Here is a 23139-nt window from a genome sequence, read left to right on the forward strand (position 1 = left end):
CATGAACCAGTCTATGATTTCAGCAGCAGTAACGATGGGACAGCTTCAGCACAAGCTGGACACCATTTCAAATAATATGGCGAACAGCACGACGAACGGCTACAAGCGCCGGGAAACACAATTTTCTGATCTACTTTTTCAGCAGATGGAGAGTAAGGAATTAAACCCGACTGAAGCAGGACGGTTGACTCCGAACGGCATCCGGCTCGGGAGCGGCGCGCGTGTTTCTTCTACAGCAATGAGCATGGAAACCGGAACATTGCAGCAGACGGGCAGGGCACTTGATGTGGCACTGACTGAACCGGGACACTATTTTACAATTGGCGGAACAGACAACAATGGAAACCCAATGCCGCTATACACAAGAGATGGCGCGTTCTACTTATCACCATCTGCCCAAAACCCTGGTTACCTTGAGCTTGTTACGTCTGAAGGAAATCAAGTGTTGGGAGATGAGGGTCCCATTTTGATACCTGAGGATCAAAATAAAATTACCATTGGACAAAACGGCCAAGTTTCGGTAACGTTAAATAATGGAGAAGTTGTTGAATCAGGTCGAATTGGTGTCGTAAATATGATTCGTCCGCAGCTCATGTTAGCGGTTGGACAGAATCTTCAGCTGCCAGAAGGCATTCCATTAAATCAGCTCTTTGAAGAAGTTAATGGAGCAGCAGGAAACTTTGTTCAGCAGGGCGTATTGGAATCTTCCAATGTGAACATTTCAACCGAGATGACAGAACTGATTCAAACACAACGTTCTTATCAATTTAATGCGCGTTCTCTTACAATTGCTGACCAGATGATGGGGTTGGTAAACGGGCTTCGCTAAATGGGGTAGGTTTGTATGACAACGAATGAAATGCATGAGCAAGAGTTAAATAAAAAAGAAAATCAAAAAACACAGCGATATCAGGAGAAAAAGAGTTCTTCAAAGGAAGAGAAGAAGAAACTGATCCACCGCGGCACAAAAAGAAGCTTTCCGATCTGGCTTCGGCTTTTACTGCTTATCTGCGGAATCGTGGTTTGTTTTGCTGTCGGTACAATGGTGGGTTATGGTGTGCTCGGTGACGGTAAGCCGATGAATGTTTTTGAGAAGGAAACGTGGACACACATTATCGACCTTGTAGAAAAAGAGAAGTAAAGATATAATAATAAAACAATGGCAGATTTACAGAGTCATTGTTTTTCTTTTGATTAGAATTAGTACCAGGTAACAATACCAAGTATAATAAAAAATAGAGAATAATTTAGATGAGTAGAAAGGTGATGTTAGCGTATGTTAACCATTGAAGAAATCAAAGAAATTATCCCGCATCGTTACCCATTTTTGTTAATTGATCGTATCCTAGAAGTAGATGAAGGTCAGCGTGCAGTCGGCATCAAAAATGTAACGGCAAATGAAGAGTTCTTTAACGGCCACTTTCCTGAGTACCCAGTAATGCCAGGGGTGTTAATTGTTGAAGCTCTAGCACAAGTTGGAGCAGTAGCGATGCTGAAGAAAGAAGAAAACCGAGGGAAGCTTGCATTCTTTGCTGGCATCGATAATTGCCGCTTCAAAAAGCAAGTCGTACCAGGGGATCAGCTGCGTCTCGAAGTTGAGATGACACGTGTTCGCGGTTCGATCGGCAAAGGAAAAGGAATTGCGACTGTCGATGGTCAGGTAGCATGCGAAGTAGAGATCACCTTCGCTCTAGGTAAATAAACAAATCCAAGTGGGGACTGTCCCCACACAATTATCATAAAAGCTTGAAATGGAGCAAACGCCTAAGGGAAAATGCTGCATTTCAAGCTTTCATTTTATGCTATTTTAGATTTAGTGTATTAAAAACAGAGGTGGAGGAGATTAAAGTTGCAGAAGAAATTTATCCTTTTTGATTTAGATGGAACGCTATCCGATCCGAAAATAGGAATCACGAAATCTGTTCAATTTGCATTAGATCGAATGGGCATCCAAATAGAAAACCTTGATGACTTAGACGTTTTTATTGGTCCACCTCTTCAACAGTCCTTTTCCGACTATTATTCTTTTAATGAAGTTCAAACACAAACGGCTATCACGCATTACCGTGAAAGGTTCAGTGATGTAGGGATGTATGAAAACACACTCTACGACCATATCCCTGCTCTTTTACAGGAACTCAAAGAAAATGGCCATCATTTAGTTGTCGCTACTTCAAAACCTACTGTTTTTGCAGAAGAGATTTTAAAGTATTTTAACATTCATCATCATTTTGATTTAGTTGTTGGAAGCAATCTGGACGGAACACGAACAGCAAAGACCGAAATCATTCAGTACATACTCGATCATTACGGAGAACATCCTTCTGATGTCTTCATCATGATCGGCGATAGGAAGCACGACATCATAGGTGCTCATAACACAGGAATCGATTCGATAGGCGTAACATACGGATACGGTTCTAAAGAAGAAATTTCTCAAATTAACCCGACGTACGAAGTAGGCACTGTATTAGAACTAAAAGAATTTTTACTTCACAAAAGCGATACAGCACTTATTTAACTCAAAATAAAACACAAGTGGGGACTGTCCCCACACAATTATCATAAAAGCTTGAAATGGAGCAAACCGCCTAGACGAAATTGCTCCATTCAACATTCAATTTCATAGCTTTTGATTTTTGAACAATATAAAAGGCGCACATATACTCGTTTATGTGCACCCTTTTTTATTTAACTGGTTCAATTGTTTCCAGATTTCCTTTTTGAGAGCGTGGATTCCAGATGAAACTTACAAGATACTCTTTTTCCACTTCCGCTAACTGATATTCATTCCTAGAGACCTTAATCTGTCTTTCATCAATAACTAAATAATAGTTTCCCTCGACAAGATGTTTCTGTTCCAAAACAAAAATACCGGCTGTTGATACTTCATGGGATTGGTGATTTATTATGATTAGAATCGCCACAATAGAAGCTATGACCGAAATGGTTTTGGCAGCTGATTTAATGCACCAATGACCTCTTTCACGTTTTTTTATATATTTTATGAGAAGATTCAAATAAACGAGAAACATAACAGGTGCCAGGTAAAAGGCCAATGTCGCTGGTACAAGTAATAATTCATGCAGCGTATAATTAAAGTCTGAAATCGCTTGGATCCTTCCAAGCTGAGTTCCTAAGAAACCAGTATATATAAGAGCAACTTTTTGTGCTTTATATATCTTTAGGAGTTTATTATGATCATCCTCACTCTGATTCATCATTCGTTTCCTCGCAAATGTTTTTTTGTTAATGTCTCTTTTTATAAATATGCTGGTTTGCAGATACAATCGATACAGCGATCTCCCAAAGTTTAGGCAAGAAATCCAGAACGTCATCAGCCCTCCGAGTTAAATCATCCGTTGAAGAAATACCAAGGTTTGCAACCATCGCATCAAAAGCTGGACGATGTTTCAACTGAATTTCGTCACTACCATCCACTTCAAAAATCTTATGACACCGGGCAAAAGTCGCAACCATCCAGAAAACAGCTTCCTGGTGAAATCCAGATCGTATAAGCTCTCGGCTTCCGTCAATGGCTATCGGCCGTGCTTCCGCCGTAATATCACTGCTAAAGAAGAAAGGAGTCTTTGCTATCGAAACAGCGGCTTCAAATGTTTGTTCAAGCGCGCGTAAATGATGTTCTGCCCGTTCCGCAGTCAAATCACAGACACCAAGCAATCTCAGTAGTTCGGCATAAACATCCTCGTAATCATGCTCCCTCAAGACTTCTCGGACCTTCAAATACCGCAGTCTGACCGTTGGATTCTGAAGGGATGCTACTAAAATGACATGAGTGATCACCCCGGTTGGAAACAGCCAAGAGGTCACTTGATCATGCCAAGGGTCCCGGGGATTAATAGACTTCAACCCGTGCTCGATGCGAAGGTGAGCATTCTCACACCTCTTAAGAACCCGCTTTTTCTCCGCAAAATGCGCTGACACATATTGTTGCAATTCTCCCAAATGTCCGGTGGGATCGCTAATGAGGGTATTTACTCGAAAGCTTCCTGCAAGATGGTAGTCTGTCAGCACATCTTCACCTGATTGAAACTTATTCCACGGCAAATATGTAATTTCGATTAGTACGCCCTCATATCGAAATTTTCCAAGTTTCAGAGGCGTTTCATCATGAGCCATAACGACAACAACATCCATATCAGACGATGCCGACATATCCTCGTTTTCGTTTAGAAGAATCGTTGAACCACTGAAATATGCTCCGCGAAACCATGGCTCTTCACTCAAATGCAGCATCACCCATTCAGCAGCAATGGCTCGTGCTGTCCCAACTTTCATAACGACCACCCTTCGCTAAATTATTACTTCGCCTTCGCCACAATTCCATTATGAACTTTGATAAACCCGTGCTTCATAATATCCAGTCCGTTCTCATACAGATAAAGCCCCATCTGCTCTAGCGTCATGAGCTCCCGGTACGTATGGTTCATCACATCCGCCATGATCTCGTAATACAGCTTGGACCGAAGCTGGGCTCGCGGTGTCGTCATCACAATATAACCACCAGGCTTTAAAAACTTCCGGTGCCACTCCACGACCTCAGCCTTCATGGAATCCGGGAAGTGCTCGAGCAAACCGACGCTCAGCACGATATCAAACTCCTTCCCATAAGGAAGATTGCGAATGTCGTCCACCACATATGAAATGTTAAAATCATCTTTAAAATAAACTTTTTCTCCGCCTGTACTAGGATTTTTCCCCAAGAACGGGTATGACTCAGGAAACTCTGCAAATCTCGTATCACGGCAGAATGCATCATAATCGACCATCACCACTTCACCGCCGGGATACATGGCAGAAAGCTGCATCGCCTCATAACCTTCCGCTGCTCCCAAAAATAAAATGCGAGGCTTTTGAACATCCAGCCCTTCAAACAACGCTCGTTTCCCGCGAGGATCCCAAATGCCATCCTGTACCCGGTGAACATAATTCCATAAATGAATGCGTAAATAATCTCCGAGCGCTACTTTTACTTCAGAAGACTTAAAGCTTTTTAAACTATGAAAAAAGGCACCCTTCTTTTCGTGGATTTCAGTGGGAACATCCTTCGAAAACCACTCATGAAAAGACTGGTTGAACATCGTCCAAGAGGTGTGAACAGGCAAGGTCTCGCCATGCTCTTTCTCCCAATCCAGTTTATCTTTCGAAAACGAAGTCACTTCATACGGCTTACCAATGTCTTTCCATGAAACGGTCGACCAGTCATTCACCGTATTTACTTTTACAAACTTCTCATATTCTTTCTGATTTTTATATTGCCGTAAATCCATACGATAGGACGGCATCTTTTCCGTCTGACCTAATGTAACCGGGCGATGAACAGCAGTTTCGATCATGTTCTTCCTCCTGTAAAAAGGATTTTCTATATGTATTCCAAAACGGCCGTCCAAAATCCTCTAAATCATCTTTTATTTGCACACATGGTAAAATAAGAGCAACAAAGAATCGGAGGGGGAAGCAGTCATGAAAATCATTTTTATCGGAGACAGCATCACAGCTTCTAACAAAAATACAGATCCCGAAAGACTGGGGAACGGGTATGTGCGGATGATTAAAGAAGTTTTGCCGGAAGACGTGAAAGTCATCAATAAAGGTGTCAACGGGCACCGCGTGACAGACCTTGCTTTTCGTTGGGAACGGGACGTGATTGATCTAGAACCAGATCTTTTAACGGTTTCTATTGGAATCAACGATGTGTGGCGGCAGCTCGACAGTCCAGATCTCACACAAGTTGATGTTTCTAAATTCGAAGAGATTTATCGTGAATTGTTGTCACAGCTTCCAGCCACTACAAAACTCGTACTCATGGAACCGACGATCATAAAAGAAAACCCGCAATCTCAAGGAAACCAGATGCTGATCCCGTATGTAGAAGTCGTTCGCAAGCTGGCGGTAGAGTTTGATGCAGTGCTTGTCCCGACACATGACGTTTTTATCGATCACCTAACAAAAAAGCCTGACGTTTCATTAACAACCGACGGTGTACATATGAGAAAAAAAGGGAACGAACTGATGGCAAAAGCTTGGCTAAAAGCAGCAGAATCAATAATTGAACAATAAAAGGAACAGGAGTTATGAATATGGGGAACGTTTCACTCACTTTTTTTGAAGAAATTCATCGTGAAGCTCTAAATGCATTTGTTCTAGCAGAAGATCAAAAGAAATTCACCGCCATGCCAAGTGATGCCTTGAAAACATGCGAAGAAGATCTTAGCCGGACTCCTGTAGTTATCATGGCTTCAGACGTGCCAGTAGGCTTTTTTGTTCTGCATGCAGGTGAGAAGATTCGTGATTTCACAGCGAACCCGAATGCCATGGTCATTCGTGCATTATCCATCAATCAAAAAGAGCAAGGGAAAGGCTATGCGAAAGAAGCGATGCTGCTGCTGCCAGCATTTGTTTCCACCCATTTCTCTGAAATTAACGCACTTATTTTAGCGGTTAACTTTAAAAACGAACCTGCCAAAAAGCTGTACGAAAAAGCAGGATTCCAAGACCGCGGCCAGATTAAACATGGACCGGTCGGACCTCAATATGTGCTGCATTATGATGTTTAAAGTCGTTTTATATTAAGCCAATATAAAGAAGGTTTAGAAAGTGTAAAGTCTCGGTTATGACTTGGTAAATTGCGTCTTTTCAGGATTTTTTCGTGATATATTCTGAGCAGGGACAAACAAATCCCATACTCATGCAAAAATCATAATGAAAATCCGAAGGGAGCAATTTTAAGATGAGCAAAACGTTTATGGCGAAAATCGGAGCATCTCTTTTGGCAATTATGTTAATCACTGCATGTAACAACCAGGAAGACAACACCGAAGAAGAAACAAATACAGAACAAACTGAAACTCAAGACGAGGAAACATCAACAGAAGATGAAGGTTCTACTGAAGAAACTTCAACAGATGAGGAATCAACTGAGGAGTCAGCTGAATAAGATATAAAAACGGACCAGGCCTCTACCTACCAGAGAGGACCTGGTGTTTTATTTTTTGTGGAGCGAGGTTGCCGGAATGAACCCCCGTGTCGAAAATCGTGTATTTCTCAATTAACGTGCGATTTTTCAATTTAATGTGCGTTTTAAGACCGCTAACGTGTGATTTTATAAAATAACGTGCGATTATGTGAAAAAACCCCTGCCAAATCATTGGCAGGGGTTCATTATTATTCTTTGTTCTTGCCTTTATTCTCTTTATCTTCTTTTTCATCATTGCCTTTTTCTTCTTTATGATCATCACTTTTTCCGCGATCTTCGTCTTCAGCTTCCTCTTTTTTAGTATGCTCTTTCTTTGGCTCTTCTTTCTTCGGCTGTTCCTTTGCTGGAGGAGCTTCTTTCTTCACATCGTCTTTTTTAGGATGTTCCTTTTTGGGCTGCTCTTTTTTGGGAGCTGGAACAACAGGCTGCTGCTTTGTTTGCTTTTCTTTTACAGGTACTGCTGTTGCGGAAGTAGTGTCTTCATCCGTTTCTGTCGTATCGGTAGCTGGTTCATCAGACGCAGGCTCCTCAGCTTCAGGTGATTCAGTTGAAGAATCTTCTTCCTCAGTGGACTCATCATATTCTTTATTCTGTTTCTTCTCATGTTTTGCTATTTTCTTTTCAAGCTTGCCAAACGCTTTTGCAATATTTTTGGATAGAGCTTCTTGCGCTTTTGGGTTATCAATTTTTTCAAGAGCAGTCATTAACGCTACGATATTTTGGAAAAACTTTTTCTCAAGCTCAGTAGCAGTTTCTTCCTCTTCAGCGGCTGAATCTTCTTCTGCAGTTTCTTCGTCACCAGTCGTTTCGTCTTCTGTGCCTTCTTCAGCAGGTGTCTCCTCTTCGGTCACATCCCCAGCTTCTTCTTCAGAAGCTTCTTCTTCTTTTTCAACAGCTTCTTCTTGCTGAGCGAACGCTTCTTCTAAAAGCTTTGTTGCGCCTTCAACATCACCATCTTGCAAAAGAACATTCGCTTCCTTTATACGTTCAGCTGCAAAATCAGCCAAAAGTTTCGCTTCTTCATAATCATCTGTCGTTACAGCAAGCTGGATTTTCTCCATCATGATTTTTACAAAATAAAAGAAATCTCCTGGTACTAAGTCTGGTGCTTCTTCTTCCGTAGGTTCTTCAGCAGGCTCTTCAGATGCTGATGGTTCCTCAGCCGCTGGATCTTCTGTTGTATTTTCGTCTGTCATTTCTGGTGTTGTCGTCTCACTAGTTTCCTCTGTCTGCGTTTGTTCAGCAGGTTCTTCCACTGGTGTTGCAGCGTCTGTGTTAGCAAAAACGGACGGTCCAAACCCAGTTGTCGCAAGTCCTAATGCTAAAAATGAACTTAAAATCTTCTTCACTTTCATTCTCCCTTTCTTATTTAAAGAATTGGAAAACTATAAAAAGACACACTCATGCCGTTTGGCGGAGTGTGCTCCGAAAAAACGGCAGCTGGCTGGCATTGCACGGTGTGCAGAAGCCCCTTTAGCTTTGCGTCGCTATGTTTCCATAGGTTTGCCTTTATCCTTTTACGTTTCCAGTGTTCTTGATTCATGCTTTATATCGGTTAGAAGTGATTTATATATAAAGGTTTTAAAGGAAAATAAGAATATTTACCTATTTATTTACAGCCTTATCAGCCGAATGACGCATTTTCCAATAAAAGAAAACATGGGATAATAATTGAAATGAAAGCGCTAACTTAAATGGTTTTGTGCAAACGCTTTCACTTATTTGCACAACATTTTAAAAGGGGGATAAAGAAGTGAGGAAAAAACAATCGCGTTACGCAGTTTCATGGCTTTTATTAGTTACGATGATTTTGCAAACGTTTGCATCTGCATTGCTTATACAGCCAGCAAAAGCGACAGCTGAAGAAAGAACGGTGACGCTCGTTGGTAGCCTGCAAGAAGAACTTGGCGGTGCTGGTGAATGGAATCCAGCTGATTCTGCTACAAAGATGGAGCTGCAGCCGAACGGAAAGTACAAGCTGACAGGAACTCTTCCAGCAGGCACGTACGAATACAAGATCGCCATCAACGGTTCTTGGGATGAGAACTATGGCGTTGACGGGAAAGCCGGTGGTGACAACTACAAACTTACTCTCGATTCTGAAAAAGAGGTAACGTTTATGTATGATGACACGACGCATAAAGTGACACTTCCCGAGCCCCTTCCGAAAGAACAGACTCCGCGTATCGTCGGCGACATTCAGCCTGATATCGGAGCTGGCGGTGAATGGGCACCAGGTGAATCCACAGCACTTTTACAAGATGAAGATCTAGACAACATTTACACATATACAACACAAGTACCAAAAGGGAAGCATGAGTTTAAAATTGTTCTCGGAAACGATTGGAATGCGCCTGCATATCCAGCCAACAACTTTGTATTAAACGTCATAAAAGACGCTGAAATTACGTTCTTTTATAACCATGACACGAAAGAAGTGTATACGAATTATGATGCTGGATTACCGGACGGCAGCGTGAACGGGGACAAGCTTTTCCATGATACGTGGAACGAGGCATTCCGTGCACCTTTTGGAGCAGTTAAAGCGAAAGACAGCGTAACACTGCGTCTTCAAACGAAAAAAGGCGACCTGACTGGCGCGAAACTTTACCTTCGAAACTACAACTCTGGCAGTACTACTGTAAAAGATATGGAGAATGCCGGATGGACAACTGTTAACGGTGAAGAGATCGAGCTTTGGGAAGCAACGGTTACACCTGAAGAAAAAGGCGTTTACGGCTATAAATTTACGGCGCGTGATGGAGACGCTGTAAAAGAATATGGTGAAGACACGCAAGAAGGCGGAAAAGGTGTGGTTGCTGACACGAACGCTGGTCTTTTCCAAATTACGGTTTATGATCCTTCTTATAAAACACCAGACTGGATGAAGGAATCTGTCGTTTATCAGATTTTCCCTGACCGTTTTTTCAACGGGAACAAAAAGAACGACACAGCAAAAACAACAGCGCGCGGTGAAGAACCGATCGAACATCAAGAGTGGAGTGAGCTCCCAGACAATCCGCGTCAAGCTGAAACAGAAGGATACGAAGGCGACGAAATCTGGTCGAACGATTTCTTTGGCGGTGACATTGCCGGCGTTCAGAAAAAACTCGACTATATTCAGTCCCTTGGCGTGAATACACTTTACTTGAATCCGATCGCACATGCGGCATCGAACCACAAATACGATGCGACTGACTACAAGGCGATCGATCCGATGTTTGGAACACCTGAGGAATTTAAAGCTTTTACAAAAGAACTGAAAAAACGCAAGATGCACCTGATCTTAGACGGCGTGTTCAACCATGTTGGCGACGACTCGATCTATTTTGACCGTTACGGAAAATACAACACGGTTGGTGCTTACGAATATTGGGCGAGCATCTATGACCTGATGAACGAGCAAGGCTTAACAGAAGAAGAAGCGAAAAAACAAACTGAAGAGAAGTTTACAGCGGAAGGCCAGAAGTTCAGCTCATATGGCTTCCACAACTGGTTCAACATCGAAAACGATAAAGTAAATGGCGTCTATAAATACCAGGCGTGGTGGGGATTTGACTCGCTTCCTGAGATCAAATCAATTCCAGGTGAAGCAGTAGATTATGATTCTGAACTGAACAACAAACCTTTCGCAGACTACATCATGTATGACGAAGATTCTGCGGCAAAATCTTGGCTCGATCGCGGTGCATCAGGCTGGCGCTTGGATGTAGCGAACGAAGTAGATACCGAGTTTTGGAGAGAGTTCCGTGACGAGCTAAAAGAAGGCAAGAAGGATGATCCGCTGATCCTTGGCGAGATCTGGGATGACGCGTCTGAATACTTCCTCGGTGATCTTTACGACTCAGTTATGAACTACCGTTTCCGCGGTGCGATGATTGATTACCTGAAAAACGGAAACGCAAAAGGTGCTGAAGATCAGCTGAACGCTGTATTTGAAGACTATCCGCAAGAAGCATTTTATGCGCTTATGAACTTGATGGGGTCGCACGATACACCACGTGCAGCATTCGTGCTTGGAAATGGAACAGATTCCTATGAGCGTGCTGAACTGGATCCGAACTACAACCACGAGCTTGGCGTAAAGCGCTTGAAGCTTGCGGCGATTTTACAAATGGGTTATGCCGGGGCACCGACCGTTTATTACGGAGATGAAGCTGGCGTTACAGGCTCTAAAGATCCGGATGACCGCAGAACATATCCTTGGGGTTCTGAAGATAAGGATCTTGTAAAACACTATCAAGCAATCGGAAAAGTGCGTGCTGACTATCATAACTTGTTCAGCTATGGCGAACTGAATCATCTGTATGCTGAAAAAGATGTATTGGCTTACACGCGTACGGATAAAAAGAATGCAGCTGTCGTGATCACAAACCGCGGCAGTGAAGAGAAAACCGTTGAGCTGGATGTGAAGAAGCTGATCGTAAACAACGTGAAGCTGACAGATCAGCTTGATAAAAAGTACAAAGCAACTGTGAAAGATGGAAAACTTACTGTTACAGTTCCAGCGATGACGGGTCGCATGCTCGTGGCTGACAAGGGACAGAACTTAAAGGGTCCTGAAGCGGTAACGAATGTGAAGGCAACGGAAGCTAGCCACTCCGTTTCACTCTCATGGGAAGGCGACGCGAGAAGTTATGCCGTCTACCAAACGACAATCTCCGGTGCTTTTTATGAAAAGGTAGCAGAAACAAAAGGGAATTCTATCAAAATTGACGATCTAGATAACGGCCGCAAGTACTATTTCGCAGTAGTTGCGATCGACAAAGACAACAACGAATCGGTAAAAACAGAATCGGATGCCGCAATCCCGCATGTTGCGTTAAAAGACGGAAACTATGAGATCGCAAACGTAACAGAGCTTCAAGATGGTGTGATCGATCTTTCCAAAGCACAAAATGTTTCAGCTGATATTTTTATAAAAGGTGAAACAGAAAGCGACTTAGCAGAAGGTCTGCAAGCCGAACTTCAAGTGAAGGAACCAGGCAAGGACAACTGGACATCACATCCAGCAAGCTACACAACGCAAAATGACGAGTTCAACAACTTTAGCGGGACATTCCTGCCGTTTAACGAGGGGACGTACGAATACCGCTACGCGTTCTCGACAGATCTAGGAAGAACGTGGGTAACGAGTGAAGCAAAATCTGTAACATACACAAAAGGTGACGACACAACGGCTCCGGCATCTTCAGTTACACTGGAGCAGCCAGCTCAAGAATCTGGTCAAGTGAACCTGAAATGGTCAGTTGAAGGGGCAAACGAGCCGTACCTGTTCACGATTGTACGTGACGGAGAAGTGATCGGTCAGATTCTGGATACGAACGCTACGACGTACAAGGACATGAACGTAACAAATGGCAAGTCGTATTCATATGAAGTCCATATCTACGACAAAGCGGGTAACAGCGTGAAGTCGAACGCGGTAACCGTAACGCCTGACCTTGTCATGGTAAAAGTGACGATGAAAGTGAATGCACCAGCTTATACTCCACAGGGCGTGGACATCACGATGCCGGGTAGTAAGAATGGCTGGAACACAGGTGCGTGGAAGATGACGCGCGGTGGTGCGGTAACGAACGATTACGAGTACACGTTCGAAGCGCAAGAAGGCGAAGTCATCACGTACAAGTACGCGAAGAACAGCTCGTGGGATCAGGAAGGTCTTGCGGATCACACGCCAAACAACCCGAACGATGATGACGTGAGCTACTACGGCTACGGTGCACCAGGAACGGACCTGAGCATTGTTGTCACGAACCAAGGCGGCAACGAGATGGTCGTTCAAGACAAGATCCTGCGCTGGATCGACATGCCGGTTGTCGTAACGTCCCATACAGACGGCCAAACCGTAACATCTGACACGATCACGTTAAAAGGTAATGCGATTAAAGAGGGCGTGATGACGATCAACGGTGAGCCGGTCACGATCAACGATGACATGACGTTCTCACATACAGTGAACTTATCTCAAGGTGAGAACAAGCTAAACATTCATATCGAGCCTTCAGAAGAGAATAAGTCTGCTATCTTTAAAAACGATGGCGGGGCGATTGGGAAGAATACGAAAGATATTACATTGACCATCAATAAAAACTAGTAAATAACGAGGTGCTTCTGGATTAAAATTCCGGAAGCACCTTTTTTCATTACATTTTCTTTACTATTCTAGTTTTGAAGAAATATGGAAGAATAAATATGCTATATTCATATATGATTTTAGAGGGGGGAAGAGGATGAAATTTATAGGAAGTCTTTTAGCTGCCACTTTTCTTTTTCTAGGTTTTAATAGCACAGAGGCAGCTGCTGAAGCTTTTAAAGTGAAAATCGGGACTGATAGTGTTGTATTTCCTGATGCTCAACCAATCGTGAAAAATAATAGATTGTTAGTTCCGCTGAGACCGGTTTTCGAATCGATGAACGCCGATGTGAAGTGGAATCCTGACACAAACGCTGTTACCTCACAGCTATCGAAATATGGGACAACAGCTAAACTAGCATTAAACATTCAATCACCTTTTTTAGAAAAACAATACAGCAATAAATACTACATTCAGCAATCTGATGTTAAGCCGGTTGTCATCAACAATCGTACATACATACCGCTTCGTTTAGTTGGAGAAGCATACGGATATGACGTCGTTTGGAACGGCAGTACGAATACAGCAACTTATAAAGAAACAGGATCACTTCATCTAGCAGATCCAACTTATAAAACCCATTTGTCTACTGGATCAATCGGTAAGCAGAACGTTTATGAGCTTGAGACGTTCTTTTCTGTAAACAAGTATCGTGCGAGCTATGGTAAAAAAGAGTTAGCACTTAACCCAACATTAAGTAATGTGGCTCGTGAAAAATCACGTGACATGCTCGTAAAAAATTATTTTGACCACACATCGCCAACATACGGTTCCCCTTTTGATATGATGAAGCAGTTTGGCATATCCTACACATCTGCAGGTGAAAACATTGCCGCAGGGTATACGACAACGAGTGCCGTTATGACAGGGTGGATGAACAGTCCGGGCCACAAGGCTAACATTTTAAGTGATAATTTCACACAAATCGGTGTTGGTTATATAAAAGGAACGACTGGATATAAGACGTATTGGACGCAGATGTTTATCCGACCATAAAAAAAAGGATGTCTCTTCATGAGGCATCCTTTTTAAATGGGGAATGGCTCATAGATGGACAGTTTAGACTCATAGAGCTTACAGTTTGGCTCATAGAAATTGGTTTGGTTCATAGAGCCTGCACTTTGACTCATAGAAAGGTTAGTTTGAGCCATAGAAACCTAGTTTGACTCATAGAAAAGAGACCTTGGTTCATAGAGAAAAAGAGCTGCCAATATTGGCGGCTCTTTAACCTTCTCTATATAATCTATCCGCTCTGCGGACACTCAATGTCAAAATAACGAATGCAAAAACAATGATTGAGATCCAAAAACTGTTGCTCTTCGAGGCGAGAAAGATCGCTGTTACGTTCAATATGATCGCTAGACTAAATCCGGCTACTGTCATCTTATCTTTTAACACTGCCCAATTCATCATTTACCTCCTTTTTTCTTAATTATTAGCTATATTTTAACATATTTTCCCTTTTTGAACTCGGAATAAATGTCTCCATAAAAAAACGAGTAAGCACTCTCTGCGCTACTCGTTTTAATTCGCCTTTAGTTTCGATACCTCTCTAAAATCTGTTCGGTCAAGCTTTCCATATTTTTGTTTTCTCTCTTAGCCTCAGCATACCTCTCATAATCCTCAGCTGAAACTTCCAGCAAAAAGCTCTTTGGAAAGATATAAGGCTTTCCTTGATCCTGTTCGTCCAGGTTGTTCACCACTTCAAGTTCATCATCATTTTCACGGTTTTGACCGGGATCATAAACAAACATTTTCCCGTACTCCTCTTCCACACTTTTATTCACGTTAATAAAATACTTCATCCACACAACACTCCTATTGATTTAGTTATGTAAATGGTATTCCCCAGACACGTAATAATCAGACATGAAAAGGTACGGAAAGGGAAAATAACCTATAAAAATAGTACAAGCAGGACTCGGCATATTTCGAACTTTGTCCCGATAAGATGTAGGGAGGGCCCGGCACGGCGGGCTTATCAAACGGAAAGGGAGTTGAAAGAAGTGAAAACTGCAGGTTCCTGGTCTCATTCCTTAAAATTTCTTTTGTTCAGTGCAGTTGGTATTTTCATGTTCTTCATTCCGATTACGGTCAAAGGAAAGTCGTCTATTCCGCTCGATCACCTTGTAACGTGGGTAAGAGATACGGCTGGTGAAGCGGTTCCGCTCTATGCGTTGCTTGTCATTCTCCTTGGAGCGGTTTATCCGTTCTACACGAAAACGTGGAACAAAGACCGAGTCACAACCACGTTCTCCTTGTTAAAAGTTGTGGGCTTGGTCGCAGCTGTTCTTCTTTACTTTGAGTGGGGACCAGGCTGGTTAAGCGACCCGAACATGGGGCCGTTTTTATTCGAAAAACTCGTGATTCCGGTTGGGTTGCTCGTTCCGATCGGAGCTGTATTTTTAGCCTTTATCGTCGGTTATGGTCTGATGGAGTTTATCGGTGTACTCGTGCAAAAAATCATGCGGCCGATCTGGAAAACACCGGGCAGGTCAGCGGTTGATGCCGTTGCATCCTTCGTAGGAAGCTATTCGATCGGGTTACTCATCACGAACCGCGTGTTTAAAGAAGGGAAGTATACGGTAAAAGAAGCGGCGATTATTGCGACAGGATTCTCTACCGTTTCTGCAACGTTCATGATCGTTGTGGCAAACACGCTCGGTCTGATGGAAATGTGGAACACGTACTTCTGGACGACGCTTGTTGTCACATTCCTCGTAACAGCGATCACGGTTCGAATCCGTCCGTTAAGCAGAATGGATGATACGTATTCAGGCGGGGAGGGGCAGCCGGAAGAAGTGGTAAGCGAGAAATATCTGCAAACCGCGTGGAGAAGCGCGATGGAATCATCACAGAACGCTCCAGCTTTTTTGAACAACATCTGGTCCAACTTAAAAGATGGATTCGTGATGGCGATGAGCATTCTGCCTTCCATCATGAGCGTCGGTCTGATCGGACTTTTGTTAGCAGAATACACGCCTGTATTTGACTGGATCGGCTACGTGTTCTATCCAATCACATGGGCGCTTCAGCTTCCGGATGCGATGCTGGCGGCAAAAGCGGCGTCAATCGGAGTGGCTGAGATGTTCCTGCCGGCACTCCTTGTAGCTGAAGCGGCGCTTGTTACGAAGTTTGTAATTGGAGTTGTATCTGTCGCTTCTATTCTGTTCTTTTCAGCAAGCATTCCGTGCGTGCTGTCTACAGAAATCCCAGTGAGCTTACCGAAGCTTGTACTGATCTGGTTCCAGCGTACGGTGCTGGCGTTAATTTTAGCGACTCCACTGGCTTATCTTCTTCTATAAAAATAGATTTAAGGGTGCTGCTGAAGTGTTTAGGCAGCACCTTTTTTATGTGGTTTAGTAATCTAGTACTATTTTCTAAAATTATCAAAATATATCTTTATTTTTCCAGTAATTATTGTATGATAATGAAGCAGTGATTTGAATGGAATGGGGAGAAGAAAGAGTTGAAAAGGAAATTCAGTTCATTATTTTTAATGGCAGTATTAATGTTTAGTATTTTTCCTTTTACTAGTTTTGCAAACGAAGACTATCCGACTTATCAAAGTTTATCGGTAAGTCCGCAAGAAGCGAAGATAAACGAACAGGTATGGTTTGATCTTTATGCACCGGATTCGGCTTATTTTATGCTAGAAGCACGCCTTACGTATTTATCTCCACAGGGGGAAGAGCGTGTGATTGAATTATCTGGTCCCGATCATTGGACAGGCCAGTTTACAGCAACTTCATTTGACGAAGTGGGAACGTGGCAGCTTCAAAGCATCTATCTATACGATGACAGCTACAACAGCAGTACTTTTACGCGAGAACAAATCGATCAGCCTGAGAATTATGATTTTACGATATTGAATGAAGAAGCAGAAATAGATGTAGCAGCTCCCATCGTGGATGCTATTACTTTTGAAAAAGAGCAAGTTCAAGCAGGCGATTTCACTAAAATTAAAGTTTCAGCGAGTGATGATACAGGAGTAGAGTGGGTCACACTTGGTTTATACAATACAGCAGGACGCGGAAACGATTACGTGACGAATTTTGTAAAAACAGAAGATGGAACGTTTGAAGCTACATGGTGGGTTCCGCAATACACAGACCCCGGCAAGTGGAAAGTAAACTGGGTGTATGCCGGTGATGCTGCAGGAAATCAGTACAACTGGGATGACTATATGGGTGACTACCCAGCTTCATTTGGCACCATTCAAGTGTTAAACGACAATCCTGATAATACGGCACCAACGGTTTCCAGCATTCTATTTTTAAACGGAGTTGCTGAGGCAGGGCAAGAAAATACACTACAGCTTGAAGCAGATGATGATTTGTCTGGAATCAACTATCTTTCAGTGGAACTGAGAAATGAATTTGGACAACGACTTTATATAGATGGAATCTATTTAAGTGAAGAAGGTTTCTGGACAAGCAGCTTTGTTGTTCCTTCTTATATGAAAAATTCAACGTTCAAAGTTTGGAATGTATATACACAAGACAATGCGGGAAATGTGGATCATCAGTTTTACGAAGATGAGTATCCGGCTAGCTTTGGCACTTTTGAAGTCCAAAATGCAAATGAAGATACCAATGCTCCAATCGTTCAATCTGTAACCTTTGACAAAGATTCAATGGTGACAGAAGATACGAACGTAGTAAGGGTTGCGGCAACTGACGATAACAGTGGAATTGAGAGTATGGACATCTATATGCAGAGTCCCACAGGTAAAGGGATGACGAGTACATACCTTTATCAAGATGAAGAAGGTAACTTTATGGGAGAGTTTTCTATCCCGCCTTACACAGAACCAGGAGAGTGGAGAGTATCTCAAATCGTCGCGAGAGACTTTGCCGGAAATGTGTTAGATGTCACATATACAGTAGAGAACTATCCAGAATCATTCGGAACCTTTAACGTGGAGAACAGTGAATATGATTTTACGCCGCCTACCATTAATAAGGTAATCTTCCAAACACCTGAAGTCAAAGGCAGCGAAGAAGCTCGATTGACGGTTTACCCAGAAGATTCTCAAACGGTACCAGCATTTGTTGAGGTTGAACTGGTGAGCCCGAGCGGTCAGCAAGTATTAACAGGCAACACCGACTATTTGGACGAGAGCGGATTGATGCATATTTCGATCCCAGTTCCTGGTGATGCAGAACACGGAGAATGGCTTGTTAAACAAGTGAAGATTATGGACATCGCCGGAAACGAAGCGGTCTACACATACAGCGCTGATGACTACCCAGCAAATTTCGGCAAGTTGTTTGTAAATAACGATACCGTTGCCCCTAAAGCGCCATTGGTTGATGAAGTCAGTGATAGAGATACAATGGTAAAAGGTACGGCAGAACCACTTTCTACGATTTCCGTCATGATAAATGGTGAGGTGTTGGCAGAGAGTCAAGCTGATGATGATGGAACATTCTCAGTAGAAATTCCAGTTCAAAAAACAGGTACCTTACTAGAAGTAACCGCTGTGGATGCTACTGGTAACCAATCAGAGGCTGCAACTATAACAGTTTTAGATAAAACAGCTCCTGAATCTCCGACAGTAACGAAAGTAACAAAGGAAATGGCTGCTGGAACGGGAGAACCTGGATCGACTGTTTCTGTAACAAATCATGCCGGAAGAGTGCTTGGCTCCTCTAAAGCAGACAAAAATGGCAGCTTTCTTGTGAAATTCGCCAAACAGAAAAATCATACCGTTATTTTTGTAGATGCAAAAGATTCCGCAGGGAACGAAAGTGATAAAGTAGAGGTTTATATAAAAGAAGCAAGATAATAAGTCAAAACCAGTCAGAGTATCGCGCTTTGACTGGTTTTTTGTAATGTTTTTCAATAAACGTAAAACGGGTTGAGATGAAAGCCCTTTAACGATAGAATAATAGCATATAGAATTAAATAGTGATCATTACCACTAGGGGTGCCTTGTAAAAGGCTGAGATTGAAGTGAACTTTAAGACCCTTGGAACCTGATTTGGTTAGAACCAGCGTAGGGAAGTGGTGTGTGGAACAGATTTTTTTTAACGAAATGATACACTGAAAATTTGTGAAACCACCTCTTTGCTGCATAAAGGAGGTGGTTTTTTATTTTGGAAAAACAACTGCATGTCATAACGACCGGAAAGGAAAGAACTGAACAGATCATCAGAATCGCGCGTGAAATACACTCATACATCACTGCTCTTCACATACGTGAAAAAACAATAACTGCGAAAGAACTGACCATGTTGCTCAAACAGCTAGAAAGTAACGGCGTGCCAATGAGTAAAATCATAATAAACGACCGTGTCGATGTGGCGGTATGCTGTCAGGCGAAAGGGGTGCAACTCGGCTTTCGCAGTTTGGACACAGCTCTCGTACGGGCAGCTTTTCCTGGTTTGATGATCGGCTGTTCGGTTCATTGCTTGGAGGAAGTAAGAAATGCGGAACAAAACGGAGCAGATTTCCTCTTTTATGGTCACATTTTTCCGACAGAATCAAAACGAGATCAAGATCCAAGGGGCATCGATCAGTTGCAGTATATCGTAGAGCAGAGCACATTGCCAGTTATCGCGATCGGGGGCGTCCAGCCGGAAAATGTTCGAGAAGTTCTGCAGACAGGTGCAGCAGGAATTGCCGTTTTGTCAGGGATTATGGAAGCTGAATCACCGCTTAAAGCAGTGAAAGCATACAAACGCGAACTGGAGGTGTTCCAATGAGTTCAACGTATGATGCCATTGTCATTGGAGGTGGTGTGATCGGTTGTTCCATCGCCTATCAGTTATCCAAAAAGCAAAAGAAAGTTCTTCTGCTGGAAAAAGGCAGAGTCGGAGAGAAAGCGTCTAGTGCGGCAGCGGGAATGCTTGGTGCACAAATGGAATTTGGTGTTGATCACCCTCTCTTTCCGCTTGCAAAAAGGAGCCGTCAGATGTTCGGGGCATTGTCGCAAGAGTTGTACGCAGTAAGCGGTGTTGACATTGAACTTATTGAAAATGGAATTTATGAGCTTTCCTATACAGATGCCGAGTCTGATCAGCTTCAGAAACGAGCAGCCAGAGAGGCATTTTATGGAGAGTCGGTAGGCTGGTTATCGTCTGAAGAGGTTCTGGAACGGGAGCCTGCACTTTCCTCTGACATAAAAGGAGCAGTGTACTTTCCTAGCGATGGGCAGGTCTCACCCATAAAGCTTACAAAAGCTTTTCTGGAAGGCTCAAGATTTTACGGAACAGAAGTAAGAGAATATACGGAAGTAATGAGGCTCGCGCAAAACGGAGATCAGGTGACAGGTGTGGAAACAAATACGGAAACCATATTGGCTCAACAAGTCATTTTAGCAGGCGGTGTATGGAGTTCTAGTATCTTACCTCCGCTTGGTATGGTGCCCGTAAAAGGTGAATGCCTTTCGTTTACGACGAGTGGACCACTTCTAACCGGAACCATCAAATACAAGAACGTTTACGTCGTACCAAAGCCGAACAATCGGCTCGTGATCGGTGCCACAAGCATTCCTCATACTTTCGATGAAAAAGTTACCTGTGCCGGAATGATTGAATTGATGGAAAGAGCAAGGCAAATGGTTCCGGGAATTGAAGAAGCCGCGTTTGAAAAAGCGTGGACGGGGATCCGGCCTCAAACAAAAGAGGGGAGACCCTATATCGGCCATCATCCACAGATCGAGGGGCTGCTTGTTGCAGCAGGGCATTTCCGCAACGGAATCCTGCTGTCACCGATCACCGGAACTATGATGGCCGACCAAATAGAAAGAGAGGTGCTTTTAAATGAAGCTTAAAATAAACGGCGATGAGGTACAGGTGCCAGATGCGCTTCAATCAGTCACAGAACTGCTCGAACATTTAAAACTGAACGATCAGATGATCATTGCAGAAGTAAACGAAAAAATTATTCAAAATGAAGAGCAAAACAACAAGCAAATAAAAGAAGACGACAGAATCGAGCTTGTACGATTTGTTGGAGGAGGATGATTTGATGTTACATATTGGACCTTATTCATTTTTATCAAGACTGCTTTTAGGAACAGGGAAATACACGGATTTTGAGACGCAGAAAAAAGCGGTAGATGCTTCTGGGTCTGAGATTTTAACGTTTGCGGTCCGCCGGATGAATATTTACGAAGCGGGCCAGCCAAACTTTCTGGAGATGCTCGACTTGAAAAAATACACCTTGCTGCCTAACACGGCTGGTGCTAAAACGGCAGCAGAAGCCGTACGTATTGCAAAACTGGCGAAAGCGTCGGGATTATGTGATATGGTAAAAGTAGAAGTGATCGGCTGCGCGAAAACGCTGCTGCCGGATCCAGTTGAAACATTAAAAGCGACAGAAGAACTTTTGAAAGAAGGATTCATCGTTCTGCCTTACACGTCTGATGATATAGTGCTCGCTAGGCGTTTGGAAGAGCTGGGTTCCCATGCGATCATGCCTGCTGCTTCACCGATCGGTTCTGGGCAAGGGATCATCAACCCTCTCTACCTAAAATTTATCATAGAACAGACGCAGGTTCCGGTGATCGTGGATGCAGGAATCGGTTCGCCGAGTGATGCGATGATTGCGATGGAGCTCGGTGCGGACGGTGTGCTTTTGAACACGGCGGTTGCATGTGCAAAGGACCCTGTGAAGATGGCCTTGGCAATGAAGTTAGCTGTAGAAGCAGGTCAATTAGGATTTGAAGCGGGCAGAATCCCGAGAAAAGAAACAGCAACTGCGAGCAGTCCTATAGAAGGGTTGAGTGTGAAGTGAATGACAGGTATTCGAGGCAAGAACTTTTTAGTCCGATAGGGAAAGAAGGGCAAGCGAAAATTCGCGGAAAAAGCGTGCTGATCATAGGCGCAGGTGCACTTGGTGCATCTAGTGCCGAAGCGCTCACCCGTGCAGGTGTGAAGAGGATTGTCCTCGTCGACCGGGATTATGTGGACTGGACAAATCTTCACCGTCAGCAGCTATATTCAGAAGAAGACGCTGAGAATCAGCTGCCAAAAGTCATTGCGGCTAAAAATCAATTGCAAAAGATTAATCGTAATGTAGAAATCGAGGCTAATGTGATGGATATGGGCATCGAGGAAGCAGAAGAGCTCATCTCGGGAATCGATCTTATTTTAGATGCCACAGATAACTTTGAAACGAGACTTTTGATCAACGATTTGGCTCAAAAATATCAGGTACCCTGGATATACGGGGCATGTGTGGGAAGCTACGGAATCAGCTATACCATACTTCCTGGAGAAGGACCGTGCCTGAATTGTCTTCTGGATAAAATTCCTGCAAACGGCCAAACATGTGATACGGCTGGAATCATTGCCCCGGCAGTTCAGATGGTCGTCGCTTACCAGACGGCAGAGGCTTTGAAAATTTTGGTTGACGATTTTAAAGCGGTTCGACGTAAGGTCGTGACGTTTGATCTTTGGGAGAACCAGCAGATGCAGCTGGGGATGGAAAAGGCGAAGAAAAAGGATTGTCCTTCATGCGGTCCAAATCCGTCTTATCCTTATTTAGAAAGAAGATCTGAATTAAAGACGGCTGTGTTATGCGGTCGGGATACAGTTCAGATCCGCCCATCCTACAACCGCGAGATCGACTTGGAAGAGATGGAGAAGAAGTTGGTGTCTAACGGTAATGTGCGGCGAAACGCGTTTTTGCTGGAAGTGCAAAGCGATAGTCGTCGATTGGTTCTTTTTAAAGATGGCCGTGCGCTCGTTCATGGAACGAAAGATATTGCAGAAGCGAAATCAATCTATCATAGATTCATAGGATAAAAAATAGGAATAGGTTGACTGTTTTTGTATAATAGAAAATAGGAGGTGATTTGAATTATGGAGTTTATGGAGTATTTAGAGCTGTTATGTAATATGGACGCCATACTTTTATCGATTAGTATCGCGCTGACTTTCATCATTGTTGGACAGTTTTATACTTTTGTAAGCAGTCGTGTAGCCCATAAGTCAAATCGTCCTGAGAAAAGGGATCAGTACTGTCTAGAAAGGATAATGACAGACCCAC

General features: G+C 43.2%; 22 protein-coding genes and 2 riboswitches. Of the genes, 16 read left to right on the forward strand and 6 right to left on the reverse strand.

The annotated features are described in order from the left end of the window. Position 1: 1 nt before the first annotated feature. The 4 genes from EV282_RS01560 to EV282_RS01575 all read left to right on the forward strand — a co-directional run bounded on the left by EV282_RS01560 (position 2) and on the right by EV282_RS01575 (position 2521). Entirely contained in the window at positions 2-829 is an 828-nt protein-coding gene (locus EV282_RS01560; RefSeq protein WP_130293175.1) for a flagellar hook-basal body protein, read from the forward strand. A gap of 15 nt (positions 830-844) precedes the next feature. Beyond that, positions 845-1141 (forward strand): DNA-directed RNA polymerase subunit beta, encoded by a 297-nt coding sequence (locus EV282_RS01565; RefSeq protein ID WP_130293177.1) that lies wholly within the window; start codon positions 845-847, stop codon positions 1139-1141. 135 nt (positions 1142-1276) lie between these two features. After that, a complete protein-coding gene (gene fabZ / locus EV282_RS01570) occupies positions 1277-1702 on the forward strand; it encodes a 3-hydroxyacyl-ACP dehydratase FabZ (RefSeq protein ID WP_066244840.1) in 426 nt (141 codons plus the stop codon). 147 nt (positions 1703-1849) lie between these two features. Further along, positions 1850-2521 (forward strand): HAD family hydrolase, encoded by a 672-nt coding sequence (locus tag EV282_RS01575; protein WP_130293179.1) that lies wholly within the window; start codon positions 1850-1852, stop codon positions 2519-2521. A 166-nt stretch (positions 2522-2687) separates the two neighbouring features. Here the strand turns inward: EV282_RS01575 and EV282_RS01580 are convergent, their stop codons facing one another. The 3 genes from EV282_RS01580 to EV282_RS01590 are packed head-to-tail and all read right to left on the reverse strand — an operon-like array spanning position 2688 to position 5357. Further along, the gene (locus EV282_RS01580; protein WP_165389315.1) at positions 2688-3224 is read right to left on the reverse strand and encodes a hypothetical protein; all 537 of its coding nucleotides are present in this window, start codon (positions 3222-3224) and stop codon (positions 2688-2690) included. A 25-nt stretch (positions 3225-3249) separates the two neighbouring features. Continuing rightward, a complete protein-coding gene (locus tag EV282_RS01585) occupies positions 3250-4299 on the reverse strand; it encodes a hypothetical protein (RefSeq protein WP_130293183.1) in 1050 nt (349 codons plus the stop codon). A gap of 23 nt (positions 4300-4322) precedes the next feature. Then, entirely contained in the window at positions 4323-5357 is a 1035-nt protein-coding gene (locus EV282_RS01590) for a class I SAM-dependent methyltransferase (protein WP_130293185.1), read from the reverse strand. 127 nt (positions 5358-5484) lie between these two features. Here EV282_RS01590 and EV282_RS01595 point away from each other — a divergent pair, with 127 nt between their 5' ends. The 3 genes from EV282_RS01595 to EV282_RS01605 all read left to right on the forward strand — a co-directional run bounded on the left by EV282_RS01595 (position 5485) and on the right by EV282_RS01605 (position 6958). Continuing rightward, complete coding sequence (locus EV282_RS01595) at positions 5485-6081, forward strand: SGNH/GDSL hydrolase family protein (protein ID WP_130293186.1); 597 nt, start codon at positions 5485-5487, stop codon at positions 6079-6081. Positions 6082-6101: 20 nt separating this feature from the next. Continuing rightward, entirely contained in the window at positions 6102-6578 is a 477-nt protein-coding gene (locus tag EV282_RS01600) for a GNAT family N-acetyltransferase (RefSeq protein ID WP_130293188.1), read from the forward strand. Positions 6579-6751: 173 nt separating this feature from the next. Further along, entirely contained in the window at positions 6752-6958 is a 207-nt protein-coding gene (locus EV282_RS01605; RefSeq protein WP_130293190.1) for a hypothetical protein, read from the forward strand. A 227-nt stretch (positions 6959-7185) separates the two neighbouring features. Here the strand turns inward: EV282_RS01605 and EV282_RS01610 are convergent, their stop codons facing one another. Then, a complete protein-coding gene (locus EV282_RS01610) occupies positions 7186-8346 on the reverse strand; it encodes a DUF5667 domain-containing protein (RefSeq protein WP_130293192.1) in 1161 nt (386 codons plus the stop codon). Positions 8347-8429: 83 nt separating this feature from the next. Continuing rightward, positions 8430-8515, reverse strand: a riboswitch (cyclic di-GMP riboswitch). Positions 8516-8801: 286 nt separating this feature from the next. Between EV282_RS01610 and EV282_RS01615 the strand changes: the two genes are divergently transcribed. Both EV282_RS01615 and EV282_RS01620 read left to right on the forward strand, forming a co-directional pair. Then, positions 8802-13097, forward strand: a complete 4296-nt coding sequence (locus tag EV282_RS01615; RefSeq protein WP_130296869.1) for an alpha-amylase family glycosyl hydrolase — start codon at positions 8802-8804, stop codon at positions 13095-13097. Positions 13098-13233: 136 nt separating this feature from the next. After that, a complete protein-coding gene (locus tag EV282_RS01620) occupies positions 13234-14133 on the forward strand; it encodes a stalk domain-containing protein (RefSeq protein WP_130293194.1) in 900 nt (299 codons plus the stop codon). A 228-nt stretch (positions 14134-14361) separates the two neighbouring features. Here EV282_RS01620 and EV282_RS01625 read toward each other — a convergent pair whose 3' ends face one another. Continuing rightward, positions 14362-14547: a hypothetical protein gene (locus tag EV282_RS01625; RefSeq protein ID WP_130293196.1), complete on the reverse strand. Its 186-nt coding sequence runs from the start codon at positions 14545-14547 to the stop codon at positions 14362-14364. A gap of 125 nt (positions 14548-14672) precedes the next feature. After that, the gene (locus EV282_RS01630; protein WP_130293198.1) at positions 14673-14942 is read right to left on the reverse strand and encodes a hypothetical protein; all 270 of its coding nucleotides are present in this window, start codon (positions 14940-14942) and stop codon (positions 14673-14675) included. Positions 14943-15143: 201 nt separating this feature from the next. Here EV282_RS01630 and EV282_RS01635 point away from each other — a divergent pair, with 201 nt between their 5' ends. The 7 genes from EV282_RS01635 (at position 15144) to EV282_RS01665 (ending at position 22895) form a co-directional block, all read left to right on the forward strand. Further along, positions 15144-16442, forward strand: coding sequence for a YjiH family protein (locus tag EV282_RS01635; protein WP_242611808.1), 1299 nt, complete (start codon positions 15144-15146; stop codon positions 16440-16442). Positions 16443-16606: 164 nt separating this feature from the next. After that, positions 16607-18928: an Ig-like domain-containing protein gene (locus tag EV282_RS01640; protein ID WP_130293202.1), complete on the forward strand. Its 2322-nt coding sequence runs from the start codon at positions 16607-16609 to the stop codon at positions 18926-18928. A gap of 127 nt (positions 18929-19055) precedes the next feature. After that, a riboswitch (TPP riboswitch) is annotated at positions 19056-19162 on the forward strand. A gap of 76 nt (positions 19163-19238) precedes the next feature. Then, positions 19239-19847: a thiamine phosphate synthase gene (locus EV282_RS01645; protein WP_130293204.1), complete on the forward strand. Its 609-nt coding sequence runs from the start codon at positions 19239-19241 to the stop codon at positions 19845-19847. Then, positions 19844-20917 carry a glycine oxidase ThiO gene (gene thiO, locus EV282_RS01650; RefSeq protein WP_130293206.1) on the forward strand — a complete coding sequence of 358 codons (1074 nt, stop codon included), beginning with the start codon at positions 19844-19846 and terminating at the stop codon, positions 20915-20917. The genes EV282_RS01645 and thiO overlap by 4 nt, the downstream gene beginning before the upstream one ends. Further along, positions 20907-21110 (forward strand): sulfur carrier protein ThiS, encoded by a 204-nt coding sequence (gene thiS, locus EV282_RS01655; protein ID WP_130293208.1) that lies wholly within the window; start codon positions 20907-20909, stop codon positions 21108-21110. Before thiO ends, thiS begins: the two co-directional genes overlap by 11 nt. Before the next feature lie 4 nt (positions 21111-21114). Then, positions 21115-21882 (forward strand): thiazole synthase, encoded by a 768-nt coding sequence (locus EV282_RS01660; protein ID WP_130293210.1) that lies wholly within the window; start codon positions 21115-21117, stop codon positions 21880-21882. Then, positions 21879-22895: a MoeB/ThiF family adenylyltransferase gene (locus EV282_RS01665; protein ID WP_130293212.1), complete on the forward strand. Its 1017-nt coding sequence runs from the start codon at positions 21879-21881 to the stop codon at positions 22893-22895. The genes EV282_RS01660 and EV282_RS01665 overlap by 4 nt, the downstream gene beginning before the upstream one ends. Positions 22896-23139 lie beyond the last annotated feature (244 nt).

It is taken from the genome of Fictibacillus sp. BK138 (assembly GCF_004216955.1).
Lineage (GTDB): Bacteria > Bacillota > Bacilli > Bacillales > Fictibacillaceae > Fictibacillus.

What these genes read in the sequence shown, in the direction of transcription:
- EV282_RS01560 (WP_130293175.1), top strand. Translation starts at nt 2, where the DNA reads ATGAACCAGTCTATGATTTCAGCAGCAGTAACGATGGGACAGCTTCAG.
- EV282_RS01565 (WP_130293177.1), top strand. Translation starts at nt 845, where the DNA reads ATGACAACGAATGAAATGCATGAGCAAGAGTTAAATAAAAAAGAAAAT.
- fabZ (WP_066244840.1), top strand. Translation starts at nt 1,277, where the DNA reads ATGTTAACCATTGAAGAAATCAAAGAAATTATCCCGCATCGTTACCCA.
- EV282_RS01580 (WP_165389315.1), bottom strand. Translation starts at nt 3,224, where the DNA reads ATGATGAATCAGAGTGAGGATGATCATAATAAACTCCTAAAGATATAT.
- EV282_RS01585 (WP_130293183.1), bottom strand. Translation starts at nt 4,299, where the DNA reads ATGAAAGTTGGGACAGCACGAGCCATTGCTGCTGAATGGGTGATGCTG.
- EV282_RS01590 (WP_130293185.1), bottom strand. Translation starts at nt 5,357, where the DNA reads ATGATCGAAACTGCTGTTCATCGCCCGGTTACATTAGGTCAGACGGAA.
- EV282_RS01595 (WP_130293186.1), top strand. Translation starts at nt 5,485, where the DNA reads ATGAAAATCATTTTTATCGGAGACAGCATCACAGCTTCTAACAAAAAT.
- EV282_RS01600 (WP_130293188.1), top strand. Translation starts at nt 6,102, where the DNA reads ATGGGGAACGTTTCACTCACTTTTTTTGAAGAAATTCATCGTGAAGCT.
- EV282_RS01605 (WP_130293190.1), top strand. Translation starts at nt 6,752, where the DNA reads ATGAGCAAAACGTTTATGGCGAAAATCGGAGCATCTCTTTTGGCAATT.
- EV282_RS01615 (WP_130296869.1), top strand. Translation starts at nt 8,802, where the DNA reads ATGATTTTGCAAACGTTTGCATCTGCATTGCTTATACAGCCAGCAAAA.
- EV282_RS01620 (WP_130293194.1), top strand. Translation starts at nt 13,234, where the DNA reads ATGAAATTTATAGGAAGTCTTTTAGCTGCCACTTTTCTTTTTCTAGGT.
- EV282_RS01625 (WP_130293196.1), bottom strand. Translation starts at nt 14,547, where the DNA reads ATGAATTGGGCAGTGTTAAAAGATAAGATGACAGTAGCCGGATTTAGT.
- EV282_RS01630 (WP_130293198.1), bottom strand. Translation starts at nt 14,942, where the DNA reads ATGAAGTATTTTATTAACGTGAATAAAAGTGTGGAAGAGGAGTACGGG.
- thiO (WP_130293206.1), top strand. Translation starts at nt 19,844, where the DNA reads ATGAGTTCAACGTATGATGCCATTGTCATTGGAGGTGGTGTGATCGGT.
- thiS (WP_130293208.1), top strand. Translation starts at nt 20,907, where the DNA reads ATGAAGCTTAAAATAAACGGCGATGAGGTACAGGTGCCAGATGCGCTT.
- EV282_RS01660 (WP_130293210.1), top strand. Translation starts at nt 21,115, where the DNA reads ATGTTACATATTGGACCTTATTCATTTTTATCAAGACTGCTTTTAGGA.